At 31.5% G+C, this 23,492-nt stretch carries 18 protein-coding genes; 5 read left to right on the forward strand and 13 right to left on the reverse strand.

Features of this window, described 5'->3' with window-relative positions; genetic code table 11:
* Positions 1–276: 276 nt before the first annotated feature.
* From FEZ18_RS06595 to FEZ18_RS06615, 5 genes are all read left to right on the forward strand, one after another.
* Positions 277–1,320 carry a Fe(3+) ABC transporter substrate-binding protein gene (locus FEZ18_RS06595; protein ID WP_153267586.1) on the forward strand — a complete coding sequence of 348 codons (1,044 nt, stop codon included), beginning with the start codon at positions 277–279 and terminating at the stop codon, positions 1,318–1,320.
* Positions 1,321–1,325: 5 nt separating this feature from the next.
* Positions 1,326–2,969 carry an ABC transporter permease gene (locus tag FEZ18_RS06600; RefSeq protein WP_153267587.1) on the forward strand — a complete coding sequence of 548 codons (1,644 nt, stop codon included), beginning with the start codon at positions 1,326–1,328 and terminating at the stop codon, positions 2,967–2,969.
* Positions 2,953–3,963, forward strand: coding sequence for an ABC transporter ATP-binding protein (locus FEZ18_RS06605; RefSeq protein ID WP_153267588.1), 1,011 nt, complete (start codon positions 2,953–2,955; stop codon positions 3,961–3,963). Before FEZ18_RS06600 ends, FEZ18_RS06605 begins: the two co-directional genes overlap by 17 nt.
* Before the next feature lie 487 nt (positions 3,964–4,450).
* Complete coding sequence (locus FEZ18_RS06610; protein WP_153267589.1) at positions 4,451–5,728, forward strand: APC family permease; 1,278 nt, start codon at positions 4,451–4,453, stop codon at positions 5,726–5,728.
* Position 5,729: 1 nt separating this feature from the next.
* On the forward strand, positions 5,730–6,350 hold the full coding sequence (locus tag FEZ18_RS06615; protein ID WP_153267590.1) for a MarC family protein: 621 nt from the start codon (positions 5,730–5,732) through the stop codon (positions 6,348–6,350).
* Between the two features lie 216 nt (positions 6,351–6,566).
* Here the strand turns inward: FEZ18_RS06615 and FEZ18_RS06620 are convergent, their stop codons facing one another.
* From FEZ18_RS06620 to FEZ18_RS06680, 13 genes are all read right to left on the reverse strand, one after another.
* A complete protein-coding gene (locus FEZ18_RS06620) occupies positions 6,567–7,208 on the reverse strand; it encodes a DUF6266 family protein (RefSeq protein ID WP_153267591.1) in 642 nt (213 codons plus the stop codon).
* A 137-nt stretch (positions 7,209–7,345) separates the two neighbouring features.
* On the reverse strand, positions 7,346–7,786 hold the full coding sequence (locus FEZ18_RS06625) for a DUF6943 family protein (protein ID WP_153267592.1): 441 nt from the start codon (positions 7,784–7,786) through the stop codon (positions 7,346–7,348).
* Between the two features lie 268 nt (positions 7,787–8,054).
* Complete coding sequence (locus FEZ18_RS06630) at positions 8,055–8,678, reverse strand: hypothetical protein (RefSeq protein ID WP_153267593.1); 624 nt, start codon at positions 8,676–8,678, stop codon at positions 8,055–8,057.
* 3 nt (positions 8,679–8,681) lie between these two features.
* On the reverse strand, positions 8,682–9,113 hold the full coding sequence (locus tag FEZ18_RS06635; RefSeq protein WP_153267594.1) for a hypothetical protein: 432 nt from the start codon (positions 9,111–9,113) through the stop codon (positions 8,682–8,684).
* Between the two features lie 665 nt (positions 9,114–9,778).
* Positions 9,779–10,495: a VIT family protein gene (locus FEZ18_RS06640; protein ID WP_153267595.1), complete on the reverse strand. Its 717-nt coding sequence runs from the start codon at positions 10,493–10,495 to the stop codon at positions 9,779–9,781.
* A gap of 68 nt (positions 10,496–10,563) precedes the next feature.
* Complete coding sequence (locus tag FEZ18_RS06645) at positions 10,564–10,929, reverse strand: hypothetical protein (RefSeq protein ID WP_153267596.1); 366 nt, start codon at positions 10,927–10,929, stop codon at positions 10,564–10,566.
* Between the two features lie 20 nt (positions 10,930–10,949).
* On the reverse strand, positions 10,950–11,408 hold the full coding sequence (locus FEZ18_RS06650; RefSeq protein ID WP_153267597.1) for a helix-turn-helix domain-containing protein: 459 nt from the start codon (positions 11,406–11,408) through the stop codon (positions 10,950–10,952).
* A gap of 478 nt (positions 11,409–11,886) precedes the next feature.
* Positions 11,887–12,708: a hypothetical protein gene (locus tag FEZ18_RS06655; protein ID WP_153267598.1), complete on the reverse strand. Its 822-nt coding sequence runs from the start codon at positions 12,706–12,708 to the stop codon at positions 11,887–11,889.
* A gap of 4 nt (positions 12,709–12,712) precedes the next feature.
* Positions 12,713–13,597 carry a DUF488 family protein gene (locus tag FEZ18_RS06660; protein WP_153267599.1) on the reverse strand — a complete coding sequence of 295 codons (885 nt, stop codon included), beginning with the start codon at positions 13,595–13,597 and terminating at the stop codon, positions 12,713–12,715.
* 63 nt (positions 13,598–13,660) lie between these two features.
* A complete protein-coding gene (locus FEZ18_RS06665) occupies positions 13,661–14,455 on the reverse strand; it encodes a hypothetical protein (protein WP_153267600.1) in 795 nt (264 codons plus the stop codon).
* 1 nt (position 14,456) lies between these two features.
* Entirely contained in the window at positions 14,457–16,397 is a 1,941-nt protein-coding gene (locus FEZ18_RS06670; protein ID WP_153267601.1) for an AAA family ATPase, read from the reverse strand.
* Positions 16,397–20,068: an Eco57I restriction-modification methylase domain-containing protein gene (locus FEZ18_RS06675; RefSeq protein ID WP_153267602.1), complete on the reverse strand. Its 3,672-nt coding sequence runs from the start codon at positions 20,066–20,068 to the stop codon at positions 16,397–16,399. Before FEZ18_RS06675 ends, FEZ18_RS06670 begins: the two co-directional genes overlap by 1 nt.
* Position 20,069: 1 nt before the next feature.
* Positions 20,070–23,408 carry a helicase-related protein gene (locus FEZ18_RS06680; RefSeq protein WP_153267603.1) on the reverse strand — a complete coding sequence of 1,113 codons (3,339 nt, stop codon included), beginning with the start codon at positions 23,406–23,408 and terminating at the stop codon, positions 20,070–20,072.
* Positions 23,409–23,492 lie beyond the last annotated feature (84 nt).

Raw genomic sequence — 23,492 nt, forward strand, 5'->3', positions numbered from 1 at the left:
TGGTTTGTGGAATTTTTAAGGTGTAAAATTACTATCATTTTAAACCTCAAACTTTCAATCAATAAACAGGAATCATTTTTTAAATCCCTATCGAAAAACAGATGAATTTTATCGGCGAAATAATTATTTTCGTTTATTATTTAGAATGATTAAAAATTGTATTGTATTTTTACCATAAATTTCAAAATATTGGCTGCTACAAAATCACGTGTTATAAGAACAAGAAAGGTTCTTAAAAGCAGGTGTTTTGCCTTTGAAGCCTTTAAAAAAATAATTATGAAAAAACTCTTTTTAGCCAGTTTAGTAACGGTATTAATGGTTTCTTGTAAAAAAACCACTAATGATAAACAGGTGGCCAGACCAGTTGTACAAGAAGTAAACGTGTATACGCACAGGCATTATCCCGCCGATCAAAATTTATTCAACACTTTTGAAACTCAAACTGGGATTAAGGTAAATGTGGTTAACGCTAGTGCCGATGAGCTTATTCAAAAAATGACTCAAGAGGGTAATCGATCTCCTGCTGATGTATTGATTACTGTAGATGCGGGTCGATTAGTGCGTGCTGCAAATAGCGATTTGTTACAATCTATTAATTCTGAAATTCTTAATACAACCGTGCCTTCCTATTTAAGAGATGAGAATAACCGATGGTTTGCCTTGACCAAGCGTGCAAGAATTATTGCCTATTCAAAAGATAGAGTAAAACCCGAGCAACTTTCTACATACGAAGACTTGGGCGCTAATGTTTGGAATAAAAAAATATTAGTACGGTCTTCAGGAAACATATACAATCAATCTTTACTAGCTTCTATTATTGCACATACTGATGAGGCTACGGCTAAGAATTGGGCAGAGCAGGTATTGAATAATATGGCACGTGCACCAAAAGGAAACGACCGCGATCAAGTAAAAGCTGTTGTTGCTGGCGAAGGGGATATCGCTATTGTGAATACCTATTACATTGGTAAACTACTCAACTCCAAAGACCCAGAAGAGATAAAAGCTGGTCAAGGTGTTGGTATCTTTTTCCCAAACCAACAAGGGCGCGGTACGCACATTAATATTAGTGGAGCAGGGGTTGCAAAATATGCTCCAAATAAAGCCAACGCCATTAAGTTTTTAGAGTTTTTAGTTAGTAAAGAAGCACAAAAAGTTTTTGCAAATACTAATTACGAGTATCCTGTAAATCCAGAGGTACCTGCCTCTAGCTTATTAGAGTCTTGGGGCACTTTTAAAGAAGATAAGCTCAACTTGTCTGCCTTGGGAGAACACAATAAAAAAGCGGTAATTCTTTTTGACCAAGTCGGGTGGAAATAAAAAAATTGAAGCGGAAAAAAATTACATACCTGAAAAGGGATTTTAACAAATGGTCAATAGCTACATTGGCCATTGTTGTATTTATAGGACTACCCATTTATACTATAGCCATACGTTTGTTTTCAGGTCCTGGCGAAACCTGGCAACATTTAGTAGATCATGTGCTTTTAGATTACCTTTTCAATTCGGGGGTGCTTTTACTAGGGTGCATCTTGTTTACTCTGGCTCTGGGTGTTTCATCGGCATGGATTGTTAGTCGTTACCGCTTACCCTGTCATAAAATATTAGAATGGTTGCTTATTTTACCGTTGGCCTTTCCTTCTTATATTACCGCATACGCCTATGCTGGTTTTTTTGATTATGGAGGTAGTTTAATGCGGCTTTCCGAAGTTTTGGGACTTAAAGCGTTTCGAGTAGATATTATGAATGCGACTGGTCTTGTTTTTGTGCTAAGTGTATCCTTATTTCCCTATGTTTATGTAGCTTCTAGGGCTGTTTTTATATACCAATCTGGACGCTTGATTGAAGCGTCAAAACTTTTAGGTGCCAACGAAATAAAAACCTTTTTTAAAATTGTATTACCCATGGCACGACCTGGCATTTTTGCGGGTTTATTGTTGGTAATTATGGAAGTGTTAAACGATTATGGCGCCGCAAAGTATTACGGTGTGAGTACCTTTACCACAGGTATTTTTAGAGCCTGGTTTGCTCTAGAAGAACCAGCTACTGCTATTTATTTGTCTGCCTTATTATTGCTTATTGTTTTTACTTTTATTTTTTTGGAGCGTTGGCAGCGCCGCAAGAAAAGCTACGAACTAGCTTCAAGGAGTAGTATAAGACTTCCAAAAATAGCAGTCTCTAAGCGCAAAACTTACCTCTTTTTGTGTGTGGTGTTACTACCCATATGCTTAGGTTTCTTGTTGCCCGTTTTACAGTTGGGGTATTGGGGTATATTGACTTTTGAAAGTGTGGCCTCTAGCGCTTTTGTCATGATTACTTTAAAAAGCTTGGGTATGGCTGTATTAACGGCTTTACTTACCGTCTTAGTGGCGTTAATGACCTTGTATTTTCCGGTTTGGAATCGCGTTAAATGGCTAAGAAAAACTAGCAATCTAGTTATTTTGGGTTATGCCGTTCCCGGTGCTGTTCTAGCCATTGGTGTTATGATACCTACCTTGCATTTTGATCGCTGGTTAATTGCTATGGCTGAGGCCTTTTTTAATGCGGAACTTAGCCTTTGGTTAAACGGAACACTTGCTGTATTATTATATGCCTATGTTATACGTTTTTTAGCCGTAGCGGCAAATCCTATTCTATCCAACAAGTTAAAACTGAAACCCTCCATTTCTGATGCTTCTAGACTACTAGGTTACGGCCCATTTAAAACATTTTTAAAGATAGATCTACCGCTCTTAAAGCCCGGTTTATTAGCCGGTTTTATTCTTGTTTTTGTAGATGCCATGAAAGAACTACCCCTTACACTTATCTTAAAGCCCTATAATTTTAATACCTTGGCGGTAAAAGCTTATGAGTATGCTAGTGATGAACAGGTAATGGAGGCTTCCTTACCCGCCTTGTGTATTGTTTTAACAGGTGTTGTGCCAATTATTTTATTAAATAGGTTTATTCTCAATGACAAATATCAATAACATAGCGCCACTGCTGGAAGTTAATGCCTTATCTAAATCCTATGCCAGTCATGATTATGTGATCGATGAGGTAAACTTGCGGTTAGAACAGGGTAAAGTTATGGCTTTAGTGGGCGAGAGTGGCAGTGGTAAAACAACTTTAGTACGATTAATTGCAGGTCTTGAAACGCCCGATTCTGGCTCTATTTCTATAGGAGGCCAATGTGTCACTTCAAATGAGACCTTTATCCCACCCGAATCCCGAAAAGTAGGTATGGTTTTTCAAGACTATGCCTTGTTTCCGCATCTCACAGTTATACAGAATATTGTTTACGGTTGTAAGGATATTGAAAAAAAAGATTTAAAAGCGCTGCTAGAAATGGTTGGGCTCTTGGGTTTCGAGCAAAGGTACCCGCATCAACTTTCGGGTGGCCAACAGCAACGCGTTGCTTTGGCTAGAGCCTTGGCACCCAGACCGCGATTATTAATTTTAGACGAACCTTTTAGTAATCTAGATGTGGGTTTAAAACTGCAATTGCGCAGCGAGATTTTTAAAATTATTCAACAGCTTGGTATTACAGCTATTTTTGTAACGCACGATACCCAAGATGCTATAATGATTGCCGATGAAATTGTCGTGCTTAAAAAAGGCCAAATTGTACAGCAGGGCAATGCTTCATTTCTATTTAATTGTCCGAATAGCTTATATGTAGCTGCGCTTTTTGGCTCTGTAGTGCCCTTAAATTTAGAAGATTTAAAGTATTTTAATTTTACTGGAAAGCTGGACGAAAAATATGCCATTAGAATGGAGCAGTTTCAAGTTAATGCACACAGTGCTTTTAAAGCGGAAATCACCATCTTAAAAAGTTTGTTTTTTGGGCAACATTATCTCAATACCTGTAAATTGCCCAATGGGAAACTCATTAGTTTTACATCGGCACAAGAACTTCGTGGCAACCTGCAATTGGGCTTTGAATTGGAGGCTATTTTGGTGTTTCGAAACCTTAGGACTTAATCCATATTAAAAATGTGTTTTAAAAGGATTTTGGCTTATTTATAGAAACATAGACCTAGATAGTGTTCGAATTTAGGAAGAAGTATATGTCAAATTTAAAGCCAAGACAAGCTTTTCAACAACGCGAGAATCTTAATTTCGGTCTAGACTTGTACTATTTTGTGTTTAGAGTACGGTTTTATAGAGGCAAACAATAATGTATAAACGTTTGTTATACGAATAATATACTCTTATTTAAATTCTATCAGTGAATTTCAGAATTATAAGCAAGGATTTAAAAACGCATTTAATTTAATAAAAAACGGACATAACCTCTGTTGATACCGGGCTAATTTAAAAGTACAGTTTTTAAAACAACAAATATGTTGCTAAATGTAACTTTAATTCTATTAAAATTTCATTAAATTAGTAAATTAATCACATAGTGTGGATATAGACAATTGACTATATCCAATTGTTGGGCACAATTTGATAAACCATAAATCATATGAATAAACAAATAGGATTAAAAGAAGCTATTTCTATCGGAATTGGAGGAATGGTTGGTGGTGGAATTTTTGCAGTCCTTGGGCTTGCAGTATCACTCGCCAGAGGAGGAACACCAATAGCATTTTTATTCGCTGGAATTTTAGCATTAATCACTTCTTATAGTTATGTTAAGCTATCAAAAAAATATCCTGACAGAGGAGGAACTGTTAAATTCATCAATCAAGGTTTCGGGAAATCAGTTTTTAGTGGAGGGATTAATAATCTCTTGTGGATAAGTTATATCATTATGCTCTCTCTTTATGCTTCGGCATTTGGGTCTTACGCACCAAATTTATTCGAATTAACCAACGACAAAATAATTGATTCACACATTTATGCAAGTGTAATTATTGTTTTAGCTACAGCGATTAATTATTATAGTATTGCTGTAGTAGGCAAAATAGAATCTTACGCAGTAATTATCAAGTTGGTAATTCTAATTTCCTTCATTTTTATTGGTGCTTATGGATTAATTGGTAATCCAAATGTTGCTCAACTTGCAGTCACAAATTGGGAAGCACCAATAAAGTTGTTTGCCGGCGGAATGGTAATTTTTGTTGCTTATGAAGGATTTGAACTTATCGCTAATGCAGCACCTGATATCGTTAATCCTGAAAAAAATATTCCAAAAGCTTATTACTATTCTGTAATATTTGTGATCATACTATATATAATTATTGCTTTAGTAACTGTAGGCTCACTTCCTTTTGCAAAAATTGCAACAGCACAAGATTATGTTTTGGCAGAAGCAGCAAAACCAATGTTAGGAAAAGTTGGTTTTTCAATAATTACAGTAGCTGCATTAATTTCAACATTTTCCGCCATCAACGCATCTCTTTATGGAGGTAGTAAAGTGAATTATGAAATTGCAGAGGACGATGAGCTACCGCATCACTTTTTAGCAAATCTTTGGAATCAGCCTGTTGGTTTAATGATTACAGCAGTTGCAACATTAATTTTAGTCAACGTGTTAAAACTAGAAAGTATATCAACAGCAGGAAGCGTTGGTTTTCTACTCATTTTTGGTATCCTTAACCTTGTTGGGTATAGATTATCAAAAGAAACAGGAAGCAATAAAATAATTCCATTAATCGGTTTCGTTTTATGTATCATTGCTACAATAATTTTAATTAATCAACAATACACATCAAATAGTATTGGTGTAATAATCTCAATCGCCATTACTGGATTTTGCTTTTTAATGGAATGGATTTATAAAAAGACAGAAAAAAAATAAAATGGATAATCTACTAACTTTTTCAATTACGGTCTTTACTGGCTTTTTTGCTATTATGAATCCTATTTCTAATATGCCAATATTTCTTTCACTAGTAGAAGGTGCAGATAAAAAAACGAAACAAAGAATAAATTTAAAAGCTGTAGTAATTGCTTTTATCATTGTTTCTGTATTTGTTGTTTTAGGGAAATTTATATTCGAATTATTTGGAATAACAATACCTGCCTTTAAAATCACAGGTGGTATTTTAATTTTCTATGTAGGTTTTGAAATGCTACAATCCAAAAAATCAAATGTTAAACATCTAGAAAAAGTTAACATAGATGAAAACATAGCAGTTTCACCTTTAGCTATACCAATTTTAGCTGGACCAGGAACAATTGTTACAGCTATGAATTTCGCATCCCATTCTACTTATATTCATATTGGATTAGTAGTACTTGTTTTCGGAATAATGTGTTTATTAACTTATATAACATTTAGTTTAAGTGATTTTATTGCAAAAAAGATTGGAGACAACGTAATTTCAGTAATTGGAAAATTAATGGGACTAATTATTGCAATTATCGGAACAAGTATGGTTATAGAAGGAATTAAAATATCATTTAACATGGTAAAGTAAAGTGACATTGAACTGAATAAAAACTGTGCCCAACAATGTATTATATTAATTAACTCAAATAACCCCTATAAATAAAGGGTTTTAAAAGATGTATTTAAAAAGGGTACAACATAGGTACAACATTTTGACCTATAATTTGAAGTGATCTAAAAGCATAAAAAAACCGCTTCTAAATTAATAGAAACGGTTTTCAATATGTATTTAAACTTAAAGTTATTAAGCTGCCGTACCAGAGCCTAAATACACACTATTTGATACTTGTGTACCATCAGCAGAAACAAACGCCATAAATAGCTCTACTGTATCTCCTGCATAGGTATTCGGTATAGTAATTACTTGAGAACCTACAGTTCTATCTGCACCATTAAGAATAGATACAGATTCTTTTTTACTTGGATTGTAAACTAATACCATCGCTTTATCGGTTGCGTTTGCATTACCTTCTGCCGAGTTATCATCCCAATCAAAAGTTACTTGTCCTGGTGTTGCTAAATCGGTTGAACCATTTAAAACACTAGACAAAGAACCTCTACTCAATAAAGCTAAAGAATAATCGATTGTAAAGTTAGGTGCGATGCCTCCTACTGCATTATTTAACACATAAGACATAGCAGCATTAAATTCTGTTTTCTTAACAGCAAAAGCCTTATATCCAACTTTAATAAAATCGCTTGTCGCTTGAAGATACTCCAATGTAATAGTAAATTTATTACGTTGATTTACCTGACCTTCTGTTCGTGGATTCGCCACGCTTGCTGGCTTGATTCTGATGTAGTCAATACCTTTCCAACTACCGCCAATAATACTACCTACTTTTCCGGATAGACTTCCTAAAATACCTTGTGGAATTTTTCCCATTTTTATAACAATTTAAAATTAATACTTGTTCGGACTTGGTACGGACTTGATATTGCTTTTTAACCTTGTTTTCGTTACTAATATAACGAGAATTATGCCATTTTGTTACTGTTTTAGGGCTGTCTGATGCCTTTGCGTTAGGCTTCTTTACTTTGCATTAGTTTGAAACAATTACGGATGTATGCGACCTTTAAAACTGCCATTTTATCAATGACATTTTGTAGCTCTTTTTCCTTTTTACTGATAACCTCAATCGCTTTTATGTGTTTTTGCATCTGGTCGCTGACATTATGAGAGGATTTGACGCCATTTTTAAGCGTATTTCTGCAATCATCTATTGAGAGAAATGGAATAACACTACCTTTTAAATAATATGCGTAAAAACCGCCTATTTGTAGCATCATAGATAGATGAAACAGGGTGTTCTTTTCCTTTTCGGTTGAAGTTTGCAATACAAAACAGTTAGGACAAGGATTTGAGAGTGGTTTTCCACTGTTTAGACCTTTATTTAGGATGAAAAAATGAGGGTTTGAGTAAGTTTTTCCTGTACGGTGTGTTTTTAGTTCAAAAGTTGACATAGCTATCCAATTTAAAATTGCTCGCTACGCTTCGCTACATAATTTTTTTTGAAAAGAAAAAAAAGATAGCTACAGTTGTTGTGGCGTGGGTAAGGCTGTCAAGTTTTTTGGATAAAAGTTTTTTTGAGTTATAATGTTTAAATGAAAAATAAAATTGCTTGAAAAAAGTTTTATTCAAAACCCTTTAGGGCTTGAACTTTATAGCCTTGTGCGGCTGGCTGAGATAGCCACATATATTTGCTTCCTTTTTTTTTAATAACTATCTATTTTATGGTGTTTTAATAAAGATAGGATTTAAAAATGAAAAATATGTCGGCGATATTAAATGGATATTACGCCAATTAAAAACAATATTATTACTCGGTCTAATTATATGTGAATAAACAGCAGTTGTAGGATAATAAGATTCAGTATTATAAGTTTTACCATGACAAGTAGCAAATTCATTTTCTGTTCTGACTTTTTTGTCTAAATTCAGATAGTAATCTTCATTTGTTGCACATAAAAAAACACCTAAATCAACTGAATTACTTTGTATAAGATTATCTATTTTCTTTAAATCATTTATAATTTTCATTCTTATTTGTTTACCTCCAGAATTACTTTCCTTTTTGTGTGGGAATTTAAACTCAATACCTACACGATATACTTTATTTTTATCGACAATCTCAAAGTACAAATCAAGAAACTTACCATCTTTAAAATTGGCTTTAAAAAGGTCTTTCTCAAAATCAATATTTGTTACGTTTAAAACACGATTAGAAGCTAATGACCATGCAAATTTAAAGACTAACGTTTTTTCTGATGAAATCGTAATTACACTTTGATTTAAGGCCACTTCTAGCGAAGACCAAATTTTATTTATTTCTTTTTCAATGATTTTTAAGTCCATAAGTTAATATTTAAAGAGGTTAATTATTTCTTCTTTTTTATCGAAAACTAGATTAAAATTAAAGGTTTCGTTTCTACCATCTGTTGCGCTAATAGGATTGTATAGTTGTAATTTACCTGCTATCATAGTGATGGCTCTATTTGTATGAGGGAAATATTCCGATATGAGCGAGTAGTCATCATATTTATACTCTTTTGTAGCATTATCATATTTATATATAGATAGTGTAGCAAAATCAATGAGGCACTTTACACCTAACAAATCAATTTTAAAACAGCAAACAACACGTATTTCTGAATTAACTAGAAAAAACTCCAAAAAATGAATATCTTGAAAAGCACTTACGTCATTGGTATTTATGTATACTAGATTATTACCTGTATATTCTAAATATAAATGACCTAAAAATACTTTCGGTGGCTTATTTATTTTCATGACTAATTAATTGTTTTTGAGGTGGTTATTACAACAATATAACAAACTTTTTTATAAAAAAAATGTCAATTTGTTTGGTTTATATTTTTTGATATATTTTAAAAAATGTATGTTTTATTAGTAAAAAATTATGTATGGATTGGACTTAATTATATATATTACATGGAACAATAAATTCAACTTTTCTGGGGAAATAACACTTAAAAAAATAGGTTATAGTTCGTTTTTGAGCGTTGGATGAAGCGCTTGTATGGGTATTGGTTTAAATAGTTGTTTGATAAAACAGCATTTAAATTAATACTTATACAGGACTTTTAGACGATAGCTTATTGCTTTTTTGAGGCACGAGAAAAAGGAATGTGCTATGGCGTAATACTAATTTTCTTAAACCTATTTTTTTATATCCTATTTCTTGGGTGGTGGGGAAAAGTGGTCTTTAATAGTTGTTAGTGAAATGAAACAAACAAAGACTTGAGGTAAGGAATACTTGGACTTAACGATGGTTTTGTGCAGTTGAATGAGATAACGGGCGTGTGTATGGTTAGTTGCGTGTTTAAGCAACTAATTTAGTAAACAAAAACGAACGCGAGAAAATTCCGAAGGAATTTTCCAAATAAGCACTTGCCAAAGCAATTAAATATACACGTCTGTTGTGTGTAGTTTTTTTATCCGACATTCACATTGAACATATAGCCAACTAATGCTGTCAGACCCATTGCGACAGTTCCCCAGAATGTAATTCGGATAATGGCTTTTCCAATACTTGAACCACCAGTTCTAGCTGCTAATGCTCCCAATACTATTAGAAAAAATAGGGCAAAACCATAAAGCGAATATTCCATACTCTTTAAAGGAAGAAATATCGTTACTAAAAAAGGAAGTAATCCTCCAACTGTAAATGCTGCACCTGAAGCAAATGCAGCTTGTATAGGTTTAGCTTGACTAATTTCATTAATTCCTAATTCATCCCTAATATGCGCTCCCAATGCATCGTGTTCCGTTAATTCTTTAGCAACTGTTAAGGCAGTATCTTTTTTCAGACCTCTTTTTTCATAAATTTCCGCTAATCTTTCTAATTCGATTTCGGGCATTTCAGCCAATTCTTGCTTTTCACGTTCTATATCAGCTTTTTCCACATCAGTCTGCGAACTTACAGAAACATATTCTCCAGCTGCCATTGATAAAGCACCAGCAACTAGTCCTGCTAATGTTGCCAAAATAACGGGTTCTCTCAAATCACTTGCAGCAGCAACTCCAATCGCGATACTAGCAGTTGATAAAATTCCATCATTAGCTCCAAGGACAGCAGCTCTTAACCAATTACTTCTATGTATATAATGATTATCTAAATAATTGTCTAATTCCTCTGTTTTTTCTGTCATTTCTATTGTTTGTTCAAATTACACACAACTAGTTATATGGCATCTAATATACACTTTTTTGGGTATTATTATCGGGATAATAGGAAATTTTGTTCCCCTTTATCCGTCGTGCGTAAATGCTTTATGGCAAGATCCAATGGACTCTTGCCGTATTGTGTTTTAATGTAAGTGATATCGCTAACCCAAAGTTGTTCTGGCCGAGTAGGCACGTGGTCTTTCACCAGATTTTTATATTTTTTGTACATATGGTTTGAGTTTGTTGTAGTGATGTAATTTTTAGTTTTAGGAATCAAAAGGTTATTTAGTCTTAGGAATCGATAGAACTTGTCTCTACCTATTTTAATATCAGCGTTTATAAAGTCTTGTTTGAGTTCCGTATGTAGTTTAATACCACCAGTTTTCGAGCCTACTTGTTTGCGGTAGTCTTTAACCATCTTGATCATTTTTTGATGATCTATTTCTTTTTTTTGTTGTGTTTTGAGTCTTTTGTAGAAGGCTTGTTTAGATATCCCAAAACATCCATAGAGCCATTTTCTTTTATACGCTGTTTTTTCTTTTGCTCTATCTCTTTTGCTAATGTTTTGGGCAATGACTTTTTTGACATATCCACGCCTGTAATAAGTTCCATATCCGCGATAATGTCTTGTTGGAAGTCTTTTTGGAACTCCAGTTCTTCAATTTTTCCCTTTAACTTTTTAATTTCATCGTTTTTACTCATACCCGTATTTTGTTGTACTAAGGTACTGTATTTTCTTAACCAATAGGAAATAGTTGTTCTAGGAATATCATATTTTTTTGAAGCCTGGTTGTTGGATATCTGACCATTTAAGATTTGGTCAACGACTAAAAGTTTGGTCTCTAAAGTGGCTTTTTGGTAGCTTTTTTTTAGCCAGTGTTCATTTTGTGTTTTCATAAGTGACTGTAATTAATTGATTAATTTTTAGTCAACCTATTTCAGGAAAGTTCAGTGTCAAATGGCTACCAACTAATATTATTATCAATTAACCGAATCCTTAAAATGTTCGAATGTTTAATGTTTGTTCAAAATGTGGTTATATGTTCGGATGTGCGCGTTGGAATAGCGGATATTTTACATAATAGCAGTTATAGCGACAAAAATATAATAAAACGCCGTAGGCAACCATTGAAAGGATTTTTGCTCCTATAACTTGTATTATGTAACATAGCTTGGGTGAGTTTAGGGTTTTATGATAGAATAATAACAGAATAGCTTATTGCAGTTTGGTTTGATTTTATGAAAAACCAAAGCTGTAATATGCTATTACCTTAAAGACCAAAAAAACGCTAAACTTGCAGGGGTGAGCGGAACAACACAAAAGACAGAGGGTTTTTGCTTTTTCGCAAAAAACTGGGTTTTGGGTTGTGGGGAATTAGAACAGACTTAATTGGTCTTCTATTTTAGGTGTAAATGTGCCAATAATTACAAAAGGATTTTTAGATACGTAATGGTTGTTACGAGTAGTACCTAAATACAAAAAGATGTCTTTTGTCTTTGCAAAATCATCAAAGTATTTTTGTTTGACTTTTTCACAAGCTATTCCTTCATTGCCTTCTGCTCGTTTAAGTGAGTTCCAATATAATGCGCCGATTTCCCAATCTTCAATCATCATAGTGCTTTCACGACCTTTGTCATCTTCAATTACATAAGAAAACTTATATGGTAACTTGTCTACAACTTCAAAAGGGTCTTCTTCAAATTCAAATAAGTTTCCCTGATCTCTACCAGCTTTTATTTTAGCAATTTTATTTTTATCCCATTCTCTTTCAACTGCTTCAATTTTAAAATCTTTTATTGTAGTTGGTTTAAATACAGCTAAAGAGGTACAGATTTTTTTGTTATGTGCTTCCTCAATTAATTCAGTTAGATTGTAATAAACGTTGTTTAAAACAAATTCTTTCCTTTTAGCCCAATTATGTGAGGTATCAATTTTATCTAAAATCTTTATTTCGGTGTCTATTGAATAAGGGCGATAACTTTCTGGTCTAAAATCACTCGTATTTTTAACTAAATCTAATTCAATCCACTCATATTTGCTGTACTGCTGTTCAAAGTCTTTTTTTCTGAACGGTACAGGATAGATTCTAATCCAACTACCATCCTCTAAAAATCCAGCTGTACAAACCAATTCTTCATATTTAGCAGACAATGAAGGATAGGTTTTTACAGTAATCAGGACTTTTGTTTTAGGCATATTTTTAGATATGAGCTACTTCATACTTAAAGTTAGCGTAGTCTTTAAGGTTATTGGCAAGATGAAATCTATGACATTGGCATTTATCAGCTTCAAAACAAGTAAGTGCAATTCTTTTATATTTTTTTAATAACGACATTATTTGCTTTTGGTTATCGTCTGTAGACTTCAAAACGGTTTTTTTGTAGTCATCAAAAAGTATATCATAATCAGACTGTGTATTTAGTTCTTGTCTTTTACTTGAGTCTATACCCACTTCAGGAATGTGTATGTATTCTATACCTAAATTACCACAATATCTTTTAAGCAACGTTTTGCTAAACCCAAATTTCATACTTAAAGGGTTCTTACGAACATCTACCAAAAGTTTTATATTGTTTTGTATCAATTTGTTTAGGTATGCTTCAAGTGATATACCTTCATAACCTATTGTAAATAAAGTAGTTTTATTGTCTTTAGGGCGATTGTCTTCAATACGTATTAAATATTTTTCTGGTAGCAATGTCGTTGCTATTTCACTATTAATAGCGTGATACGGAAAATTTAAGTAGGTATGTTTAATTAGCGTATCGGTTTTCATTTTACCGTAGGTACTTACAACCTCATCTAATACTAATTTGTCTTTACCTTTAAGTGTATTATAATAGTTTTTAGCCTCTTTAGGATTATAGGTGTTGTCAGTATTATTAATAATACCTCTTTTAATCATTGCATCAATATCAGCCTTTAACGAGTAGGAATAGCAACCGAATTTATAAGGAACAAACTCATAATTGGGTTCATTTTGTCTTTGACTTATTAAAAAAACAAGTTTTTGCAATCTTGTTCTTTCAAGACCATTTTCAAATTTCTCTAATAATGCTAATATTATCTTTCTTCTATAAAACATAGGACAAAGGTAAAAATTTTACTCACACCTTGAATATGTATGTATTGAAGTATTTAAATTCTATTATGTTAAACTAAAAACAAATTCAAAAAAAGACTTCTGTTCATCTGTAAATAGTTTTGAATTAGAATATATCTTTTTGATGTGGTTTCTTATGATATTGTCCTTTTGTTTACTATTAGCTTTTAATAAATCATTTTTTAAATCGTTAACTAAACCTTCATATTTATCTTTTGTCATTAAAATAGCAAAACTACCTTTTGATAGTTTTCCTGTTAACCAAAGTAAATTATCTAACTTTTCGTAGTTGTTAATATTAGAAAGCGTGTTTAGTTGCTTCATATAATCAAAGTAATTCTCTTCACCTATTGCAACTTTAGTCTTTACAAGGTCATTCTTTTTAAATAGTTTGTATGCATCTATTGCCAAACTATCATAAATAGGAAAATTACCATCATTTAAAAAATAAAGATATTTAGATATTAAAGAGATTGACTTACCAAAAGGCTTACCAGATTTATCGATACCATATTCTTTTGAAAATAAATATTTTATCACCGTTCCTTTATCTGGATTATTAAGAAACCTATGTGATTCTGTTATTAAAGTAACATCTGAATATTGAGCAAGTGTGCTTGCTAATTCATCTATACCATATAAGCGTTTACTCATTTGGGTAGAATAATAACTATCTATTATTGTGATTCTATTTTTTACAATACTTTCAAAGTTTGACGAATTATTACTCTTAAATAAAACTGAAATAATTTCTTTGTTAGATAAATACTGTGTTTCAGAATTTAGAATGCTGTGAGCAATTTTCGCATAGAACTGTAATTTATGTTTTGATTGATTCATTTTAAAGGAACTCACTTAATAATCTACCATCTAAATGTTGATAAAAATCAAAATACTCTGTTTGAACTTCTATTTCTTTTCGCTCACATACAGCGGAATACAAAGCAGATAGATTATTATGTTTCCAATGCTCATTTTTATATGAATCTTTCTCTTCTAATATGCCATTAATATATGTTCTACTTTCTACAGAATGCACCTTACAATTAGATAAGTTTTTTGAACCATCCGTTGCAGTTATAACGTATAAGTCTTCTTTTAATGATAACTTATATTTTTGAGAAGTCTCACCATCATTTTCATTAATAATTAAGTTTATTTCCTTAAGCCTTGGAAAAACTTCTTTTGTTCGTTTTTTTAAATCTGAAAGATAAGGGTCTAACTCTTCAATAATTTTACGAATCCTTTTAATATCCGTTTCGTATGCATCAATATCTTCTTCATTATGAGATAATGGATTCATTAAAATTTGAACATATTGTTTACACTTTTTTAAGGGTCTTGCATCAACATTTAGTTTTTCTAAAAAAACGATACCGGATGTAATTAAACCATCCAATGTAGCTATAGGTTCACCACTTTCACCTTTTTTTATTTTGCTTGGTAAGTTTATATCTAAAACTTTTTCTAATTCTTTTCTTAAATAGTTTACTGATGCAGGATAATCCTTTTGCTTATATAAATCTATAGAACGAGTAAGATAGTTTTTATAGTCTCTAATTATAGGCTCTTTATTTGTTTCGTCAATACCATACATTTCCTTGAACAACCAATTTTTCGGATTGTGTTCACTTTCTATTCGAGCTTTAGCCATATTAAAAAATGTCTTTTCGTGAGTGAACAGATAAATCTTATAATTATGGGCAAACTTATCAAGGATAATATCTAAAACCTTATCACGATTACTCATATCCAAACTAACCAATAAATCATCTAAAGCAAGAAATTGCCCTTCAAATGTACCCATTCGTTGTTCTGTTAAAGCAAATCTTACACTTAAAGCTATTTGTGTTAATTTAGCTTCATTAAAATAAGATTGAGGACGTAATATATCTTGCCAATTACCATCTTCTTTTTGATTTCTTATATTTAAATTAATAAATGGTGTGTTAAGTTTAATATGTCTCTTGGATGGAAATAAATAATCTACAACACCTCTTTTTTCTTTTTGTACTATATCACCAAATACTAATTCTGTTGAATATTGAAGACTAATTTCTATATTCTCTTCATAATCCTCCTTGAAATTATCTTCATAAAATGAATTGACTAATCCATTTATTACTGATAGCTCCGCATTTAAAGCCTGATTTAAAGCATTAATTTTATTATTGGTAGCAATTCTTAAGTGATGGTTTTTTTGCCTTACTTTAAACGTCCGACGAGTAAGGTTAAAACTCCAATAAGGTAAAGTTTCTTTTATTTCTTTATGAAGTTGGGAAAGTGTATAGGTTCTACCACCGTGAGTAACAGTTATAAATGGAAATATATCTCTTACAAATACTTCCCATAAATTTATTTCCTTTGAATTTCTGAAATTATAAAAATTGATTAAAAGCCTATGAGCTATGAAGTCACTTGAATTATTCAATGCTTCTAAATAACTAAAAGCACGAGCAGTTGTACCTTCTAAAGTATAACCTGCTCTATCAATTTTATGAAATGTATCTACCTCATCTAATGCAGATATTTTAATATGTGAATCATCTGTTGTAGAGGTTAAATTAAGTAGATTTTCATTATTAGCCCTATCAAAATATTTTTCAATCTCATCTACACTCTTTGTAGTGCATTGTAATAAAGTGTACAAAGACCAATAAATGGAACTTTTCCCACTTCCGTTTTCGCCATAAAGCAATAAGTGTTTGCCTCCTAATTTTAATACATTCTCCTCATTAAAAGCTTTAAAGTTCTTTATTTTTAATTCATTAATGGCACTCATTAGCTTTCAATAATCGGTTTTAGTGTATTAGGGCTTTTTACGGTATACATTCTCATTCTTTGCTGTACAATACCTATTTTCATATTGTTGTATAAAACACGAATGCGAGAAATCATATCATCTAATTTGTCCTTTTCATACTCTTTAGATAGACCTGCAACTTTTAATTCATTTAACACATTTTCTGTAATTAACAAACTACTCTTACTCAATTCTTCGTTGAAATAAACATCATAGAAACAACCATCAATTACACTTTCAAAAAACAACCCTAATTGACTATTATCTATGTTTTCCACTATACTTTCTTTTTGAGAATAAATAAAATGAACAATATCAAACAACTCAATAAATGGATTATAAGATTCTGGCTTGTATAAAGGGATGTTCATTAATGGTTCTTTATCTATTTGATAAATATTCCCTTGTAATTTGCCCTCTAACTTTAACCAATAAGCAATTACTTTGGAATTTAAAAAAGTGGTTAAATACTTTAAATTTATATTTTCAGATTTAATTACAAAAAATGTTTGAGAAACATAACAATCAAAATCAGTGTATGTAAAGGTTGGTATTGCACACTTTCTTAAAGAAATTATTTTTTCTCCAATGAAAAAATCTTCATTTCTTGCACGGTGCAAACCATAGGGTTTATTATCTGATGTTATTATTTCCTTGTATTCATCCAAATGTTTTTTAATATTAGGATACTGATTAATTTTATCATTTATATCAGATTTTGTATAAATAATCCATTCAGTATTTTTAGATGAGCCATAATACCTTTTCAACTCATTTGTCGTATAAAAAGGTTTTATTAATTCTAATTCATCATCTGTGAAATCATATGATAACTTCTCTTTGTCATTTAATTGAAATACACCTTCATTTAAATTAAACGAAGATCCTAATTTTTTTAAGGCTTTTTTATTGAGCTTGTCTTGTGGTGCAACTATCCCTTGTGCAATTTCATTTCTATCTAAAACAAAATTCCTTTTTGAATCTATAGATGAGATAATCTTATGATCTGAAGATTTATAAAAATTGATATAAGAATTAAGAAACTTTGAAGGTTTAAATGACTGATAGTATTTTTCAAAAAAAGTACTTTTTAATCTCTTATTATCTAAAAAATCTTCAAGCTGGGTTTTAGTTATTTTAAAATCTTCCAGAGCACCATAAAATACATCATATTCACTTGAAGGCTCTTTAGTTTTTTGGAAAAGATATATCATTGTTTGTATACCAGCAGACTGAAACACTTTATAATCACCAAAATCAATAAATGTTTTTATTTCAGAACGCGTTAATATTTCATTTCTTAAAATAGAAGCACCAGCACTTGTAATCCAATTACTTTGAGCAATAAAACATTCAATACCTCCGTCTTTAAGCCAATCAAGACCTTTACAAGCAAATCCGTACCACAAATCCATTTTACCCTGATAATACTTCGTGTTTCTAAACTCATCGAAAGCACTTTTGTTGGTATATTCTTTTATGTATGGTGGATTACCAATGATAATATCAAAGCCACCGCCTTTAAATGCATCTGCAAAAAATAAATGCCATAAGAAAAATGGTTTTTCATCTTTTTCTTGAATCTCATTCAATTCAGATTTATTTTCAATTAAAGTTTCACGTATAGAAAGCCATTCATTGTATTTTTTTATTTGAGTTTTAGTTCTTTTAGATGCGTCTTTATTTTCAGTTTCTATTTGAGATATAAACCGTTCTATTTGGTTTTGTCGCAATTCAATATTATACTCAATAAATTCTATAACCAGGTCATTAATTTCTTTTTTAAGTATTGGTTTATAATCTACAGAAGCAGTAAAATACTTATTCGTTTTTTCTTCAATACTTTCAGCAATACCAACTTTATCAAATGTAAGATTCATTTGGTCATCTTTAATATTACCAAATAAGTCTCTATCTAATTCTGCAATTTTCACATTGTTACCTCTCGAAACATTGCTTAAATCAATTCCTTTATAGCTTTCTACAACACTATTTCCTTGCATTATTTTATAATCCAAGTTTGGTAAAGGTTTTGGTTTTTCTTCATCTACCACCAAGGATAACCAAAAACGCAAACGTGCTATATCCACAGCATCTTCTTCTAAATCTACACCGTATATAGAGTTTTGTATGATGTTCTGTTTAATGTCAGCAGGATACCAATCGCTTTGAGGTCTATCTAAAGCAAAATGTATAAAGGCTTTTAGGCTAAATATTTCTTGTAACAAGCCCATAGGGAATGCACCAGAACCAATTGCAGGGTCACAAATCTTAACTTTGTCAATTAAATTTTCAATAGACTTTAGGTCTTCAATAGAGACACCATCTTTTACTTGATTTTTAATCAAGTTTTCAATTTGTACTTTATTTAAATTGTTTAAGTGTGTATTAAGGTATTCTATCAAACTTTCTTGTGTCATATAATGCACAATCTCTTTTGGTGTATAGAATGTACCTTTATCGTTATTGTCTTCCAGTAAGTTTTCAAAGATATTACCCAACATTTCAGGGTCTACCGCTACAGTATGGTCTTCAGGACTGTTTTCGTATATGGTAAAATTATAGCCATTGAAGAATGTAAATAGCTCTTCAAATAAAAAGCCTGGGAATTTTAATGTTTTATGAGCCTTTGGCTCTTGGTGCTCTTCAAATAAACCACCATTTAAAAATGGGATGGCTAATTGATTATTGTTTGGTTTTAAAAAGTCACTTTCTTTTAAACTCCTATTAATGAAATATTGTTCAGGTAAATCAAAACCATCATTTTTTCTGTCTGGTGTATTTAGTGCTTTAAAGAATAATTTGCTTAACCAATTGGTGTAAAACTGTTCTTTATCTGCTTCAAAAAGATTAAATAGGAAATTGGTATCGCCATCTGTATAACTGGTATCTGATGCACCCAACCAATGTTTCTTTTGTAGAAAATATAGAAATACGATACGTCCTAACAAACGTTTTACAAAGTTACGGATGTCTTTTTCTACATCTTCGGTGCTTTCAGCTTCAAAAACTTCTCTACATTGGTCATTAGAAGATAAATGACTTACAAAGTCTAAATAGAAGTTTTTATACTCTTTAAAGAAATTATTAGATACAGGTTCTACATTAAAGGCTTCAAAGAAATCTTCTAATCTAAAACGAGATTGCTCTAAATTATACAAGCGTTCTAATGCGGTACGATGTTCTTCTGGTGTTCCAAAAATATAGGTGTATTTTTTAGGATTGGTTTCAACATCTTCCACCTCATCAAAAAACTCACTACCACCAAACTTGCTTATAAAAGAAAAACGCCATTCTGTTTTATTTTCATCAGCATAATGATAGGTTGCTATAGCACCTTTACCTGCATCTTTTAGAATATACTCTTTGATTAATTGATTAACACCTACTTTGTTGTATTCAATTTTGATGTTATCCTGTAATTCAATCTCAAAAATAGGAAGTGTAACACCATCAGTCGTTTCAAGCGTTCCTAATTCAAATAGATGTTTAACAATATTGGTTGCTTTTTGTGTAGTTAATACAATTTCTTTAGGCTCTAAACGAGGTTTTAACAGGTTTTTATTACCTGATAGAAATGTAAGCACGTTACGCCATTCGCCACGATTGTAATTATTTTGTAGTATGTCTTTTAATTTGTCTCTCTTCATCTTATGCAAAAGTCTCGGTTAAGACTATTTTAGGGTCTTCAAATTGTCTGGTATTTTCTTTTTCTTCTTCCCAACGTAAGGCATCCATTCTTGCGATTTGCTTAATAGGATACTTGTTCATAATCGTATTTAATTCTGCGATGGTTTTAGCTAAAGTCATTTTACGTTTTTTCTGTTTTTGTCTTCGTGCTAATGCAGATATATCATTACGGAATTTTCTAAATACACCCATATAAATAATTTTTAGAGAGGTGTTTAGTAAATCTTCAAATTCATCAGATACTTCGTTAGGGAATGATTTTTTTAAGTCTATAATAGCTTTAAGGAACATTACCGAATTACGTTCTTGAACCGAAAGGTTTGAAGTGTCGTATTCCTCAACACTAAACATTGTATTGTAAACTGTTTTAAAGTGCTTTATGGCATTGTTAACAGCATCGAAGTGATTATCTACTAACTTAACGGATTTCTCTTTTTTAAGTGCTTCAAAGAGTTTTACAGCTTGAATAAACGTAATTTCAACACATTGTTTTTCATTACTGATATAAAAACTCTCTTTCATTTTGTTGCGTAGGTAACATAATGAAGCATTTTCTAATGTTTGGCCAATAACATCTTGAGCTATATCTGCTTTAATTTTAGCAATTCTACCAACTCTACTTTTTATTGGTAGTTCTTTTAGTCGTTTATATTCTCTTGTATTATCTAAATAGAGTTCTCTTACTATTTCAAGATACTGTAGACGTTCATCTATTTCTTCTTTAGGTTGTAAATCACCTAATGTGTTATTAATGATTTCCTCTTGTTCAGAATATATTTTACTGTCTTCACCAAAAGCAGAATGGAAGCCTTGTAATTTTTTTAAGGCTTTTTCATTTAGTTTAATTAACGAATCTGATTGTGCAGTAGGATAAAAATTGTAAATCAGTATTTCTTTGGCTTTTGTACCAATACGGTTAACACGCCCAATACGTTGCATTAAACGTGTTGCATTCCAAGGAATATCGTAATTAAGAATTACGTTACTACGATGCAAGTTGATACCTTCTGCCAATACTTCGGTAGTAATAATGATATTGTATTCGTTTTCTTGTTTACCTGGGTAATTTGCATCAAAGTTTTTACGAATGGTATTAAAACGCTTTTTGACGTTTGACGCACTAATAGCCATTACACCGGTACGACCAACTTTTTCTAATTCGTCTGCTAAATATTTTACGGTTTCTTTAGATTCTGAAAATATGACTAATTTTTTTTCAAGATTATCTTTATCAAAAAACACTTTATTTAAGTCACTAATAAACTTAACGATTTTAGGGTCTTCGTGAACAGCTTCCCACTTTGTAAATAGGTCATCAATAATTTCTTGGTCTCGCTTTAAGCCTTCTAATAATTCAGGTGAAAAATCTTCAGCTTTATAAATGGCATTATTAGGTGATTGCTCATTAAGTTCGTTTATTTTGTCTTCAATTTCATCTTCTTTACCTTCATCATAAAATTTATTGAGGTCTAAATCTGGTGCAACAAAAATCTTGTCATTTTCAAACATTTCAATCATTCGCTGATTGGAAGCTTGAAACCTTTTTAATGATTTTTTAAAGGCAAAGAAACTACTCTCCAAACGTTTTACCATTTGGGTTTTCATAATCATTGCTAATTGCCTTGATATAAGCGTAGCGTTATCGTAAATATCTAAATACTCTTCATTAATAAACTCTATAGCACGGTAACGATAATAACCCACCCCATCAATTAGATTGAATACTGTTTCATAAAAAAGACTATTTAGATTTTCATTAAAAGTATATTCTACCTTTTGTGGCGGTCTAATATCAGGAAAGGACATTCCTTGTGCATCTACGTCTTCTTTATATCGCTTGATGTTTTGAATATCTGCTCTTGTTCTACGAATTACTAATTCTGTAAAAATCTTATCTCTAATAGGTAGATAAATGTCTTTTACTTTTTGAACTAATTCTTTATGGTCTTTTACTTTATATAGTTGTTTGTAGGCTTCAATCTTTTTTGAAAAAAAGGTTTGAAGATTTGGTACACCTTCAATAGTTGATTTTCTAGAGTCTTGAAATAAATATACTTGATTTGCTATATCATCAGGCTTATTATTAAGTGGTGTTGCCGATATAAGCATTACCTTTTTCTTTCTGTTTATATCGTTACCGACCGAAATACGAGGTGTTTTACAAATTAACTCTAACAACCCATACATATTTGAAGTTCCAGATCTAAACTTATGCGATTCATCGACTACAATTAAATCGTATTCTTCAGGATTATGATAGTTGATATTATCACCATCTATGATTTTATGTAAACTACCATTGGTTATAAATTGTACATAATTAGTAATTCCAAAATCTTTAATCGTGTTTTTCCAGTTAGCTTCTAATGCATTTGGATATACCACTAATACTTTTGTATTATATCCGTTTTTATCTATATATCTTTTGATAATTCTTGAAGCCACAACTGTTTTACCCAAACCAACTACATCAGCAAGTATAAAACCGTTATGCTTCATTAATTTATCGAAACCTTCTACAACAGCATCAGATTGATATTGTAAGTTGGTGTAACCATCTGGTAAATCTCTACTTGAAATTTTATCTCTAATAACCGCATCCCCAAAATACTCTATCAGCATTTTTATATAGAGTTCGTAAGGTGTTATATCCTCATTTAAATAAGTTTTCTTTTTTAAGCCTTTTATGTCAACAGGTAATAATTCTGTAGATTCTTCCCAAAGCTCTTCAAACTCTTTTGTAGCAAATACAACATCTTCGTAATCTTTAAGTAATACATTAAATTCGTAGTTAGATGATGCGTTTGAGCCTAAACCTGCATCCGTTAAATTAGATGAACCTGTAATAACACTACCGTTGGTATGTTCATTAAAAAGTTTTGGTCTGAAAATATAAACTTTAGCGTGTAGATTTCTTTTACCGTGCGCTTTTATTGTTACCTTTTTTGTAATAATATCTTCAATAAATTGAATGATACCATTTTCAACGTCTTCACTATATTCAGCTTTAGATATATCTTCTGAAACAAAGTTTATATATTCTTCTTTTGTATGCGTCGTGTTTTCTAAATAAAGTTGCCCTTTTTTTTGAGCTTCGTTTATTAAATCATCTACGTTGATTCCTACTAATATTCTAATTTCAGGCACATTGTCAAGTAGAGGTCTAATTTTAAAATATCCTGATGCTCTAAAATACCCTACGAGTGCATCGAAACTATGTATTGATTGGTTTTCAAATACACCCTTAAATTTATTTATTAAGTTGTTATTATTTTTATTAGTAAAAAACTTTGTTGACATTCAATAGTTGGTATTATGAAACCCTAAAAATATAAATATTTACGAGAACTTTATTAACAAAACCTTGCAAAGTTTGCAGACTCT

The organism is Oceanihabitans sp. IOP_32, from assembly GCF_009498295.1.
Classification (GTDB): Bacteria; Bacteroidota; Bacteroidia; order Flavobacteriales; family Flavobacteriaceae; genus Wocania; species Wocania indica.

Excerpts from the sequence above, each read along its gene's own strand:
- FEZ18_RS06595 (WP_153267586.1), top strand. The coding sequence starts at position 277 with ATGAAAAAACTCTTTTTAGCCAGTTTAGTAACGGTATTAATGGTTTCT.
- FEZ18_RS06605 (WP_153267588.1), top strand. The coding sequence starts at position 2,953 with ATGACAAATATCAATAACATAGCGCCACTGCTGGAAGTTAATGCCTTA.
- FEZ18_RS06610 (WP_153267589.1), top strand. The coding sequence starts at position 4,451 with ATGAATAAACAAATAGGATTAAAAGAAGCTATTTCTATCGGAATTGGA.
- FEZ18_RS06615 (WP_153267590.1), top strand. The coding sequence starts at position 5,730 with ATGGATAATCTACTAACTTTTTCAATTACGGTCTTTACTGGCTTTTTT.
- FEZ18_RS06620 (WP_153267591.1), bottom strand. The coding sequence starts at position 7,208 with ATGGGAAAAATTCCACAAGGTATTTTAGGAAGTCTATCCGGAAAAGTA.
- FEZ18_RS06625 (WP_153267592.1), bottom strand. The coding sequence starts at position 7,786 with ATGTCAACTTTTGAACTAAAAACACACCGTACAGGAAAAACTTACTCA.
- FEZ18_RS06630 (WP_153267593.1), bottom strand. The coding sequence starts at position 8,678 with ATGGACTTAAAAATCATTGAAAAAGAAATAAATAAAATTTGGTCTTCG.
- FEZ18_RS06635 (WP_153267594.1), bottom strand. The coding sequence starts at position 9,113 with ATGAAAATAAATAAGCCACCGAAAGTATTTTTAGGTCATTTATATTTA.
- FEZ18_RS06640 (WP_153267595.1), bottom strand. The coding sequence starts at position 10,495 with ATGACAGAAAAAACAGAGGAATTAGACAATTATTTAGATAATCATTAT.
- FEZ18_RS06645 (WP_153267596.1), bottom strand. The coding sequence starts at position 10,929 with ATGGTTAAAGACTACCGCAAACAAGTAGGCTCGAAAACTGGTGGTATT.
- FEZ18_RS06650 (WP_153267597.1), bottom strand. The coding sequence starts at position 11,408 with ATGAAAACACAAAATGAACACTGGCTAAAAAAAAGCTACCAAAAAGCC.
- FEZ18_RS06655 (WP_153267598.1), bottom strand. The coding sequence starts at position 12,708 with ATGCCTAAAACAAAAGTCCTGATTACTGTAAAAACCTATCCTTCATTG.
- FEZ18_RS06660 (WP_153267599.1), bottom strand. The coding sequence starts at position 13,597 with ATGTTTTATAGAAGAAAGATAATATTAGCATTATTAGAGAAATTTGAA.
- FEZ18_RS06665 (WP_153267600.1), bottom strand. The coding sequence starts at position 14,455 with ATGAATCAATCAAAACATAAATTACAGTTCTATGCGAAAATTGCTCAC.
- FEZ18_RS06670 (WP_153267601.1), bottom strand. The coding sequence starts at position 16,397 with ATGAGTGCCATTAATGAATTAAAAATAAAGAACTTTAAAGCTTTTAAT.
- FEZ18_RS06675 (WP_153267602.1), bottom strand. The coding sequence starts at position 20,068 with ATGAAGAGAGACAAATTAAAAGACATACTACAAAATAATTACAATCGT.
- FEZ18_RS06680 (WP_153267603.1), bottom strand. The coding sequence starts at position 23,408 with ATGTCAACAAAGTTTTTTACTAATAAAAATAATAACAACTTAATAAAT.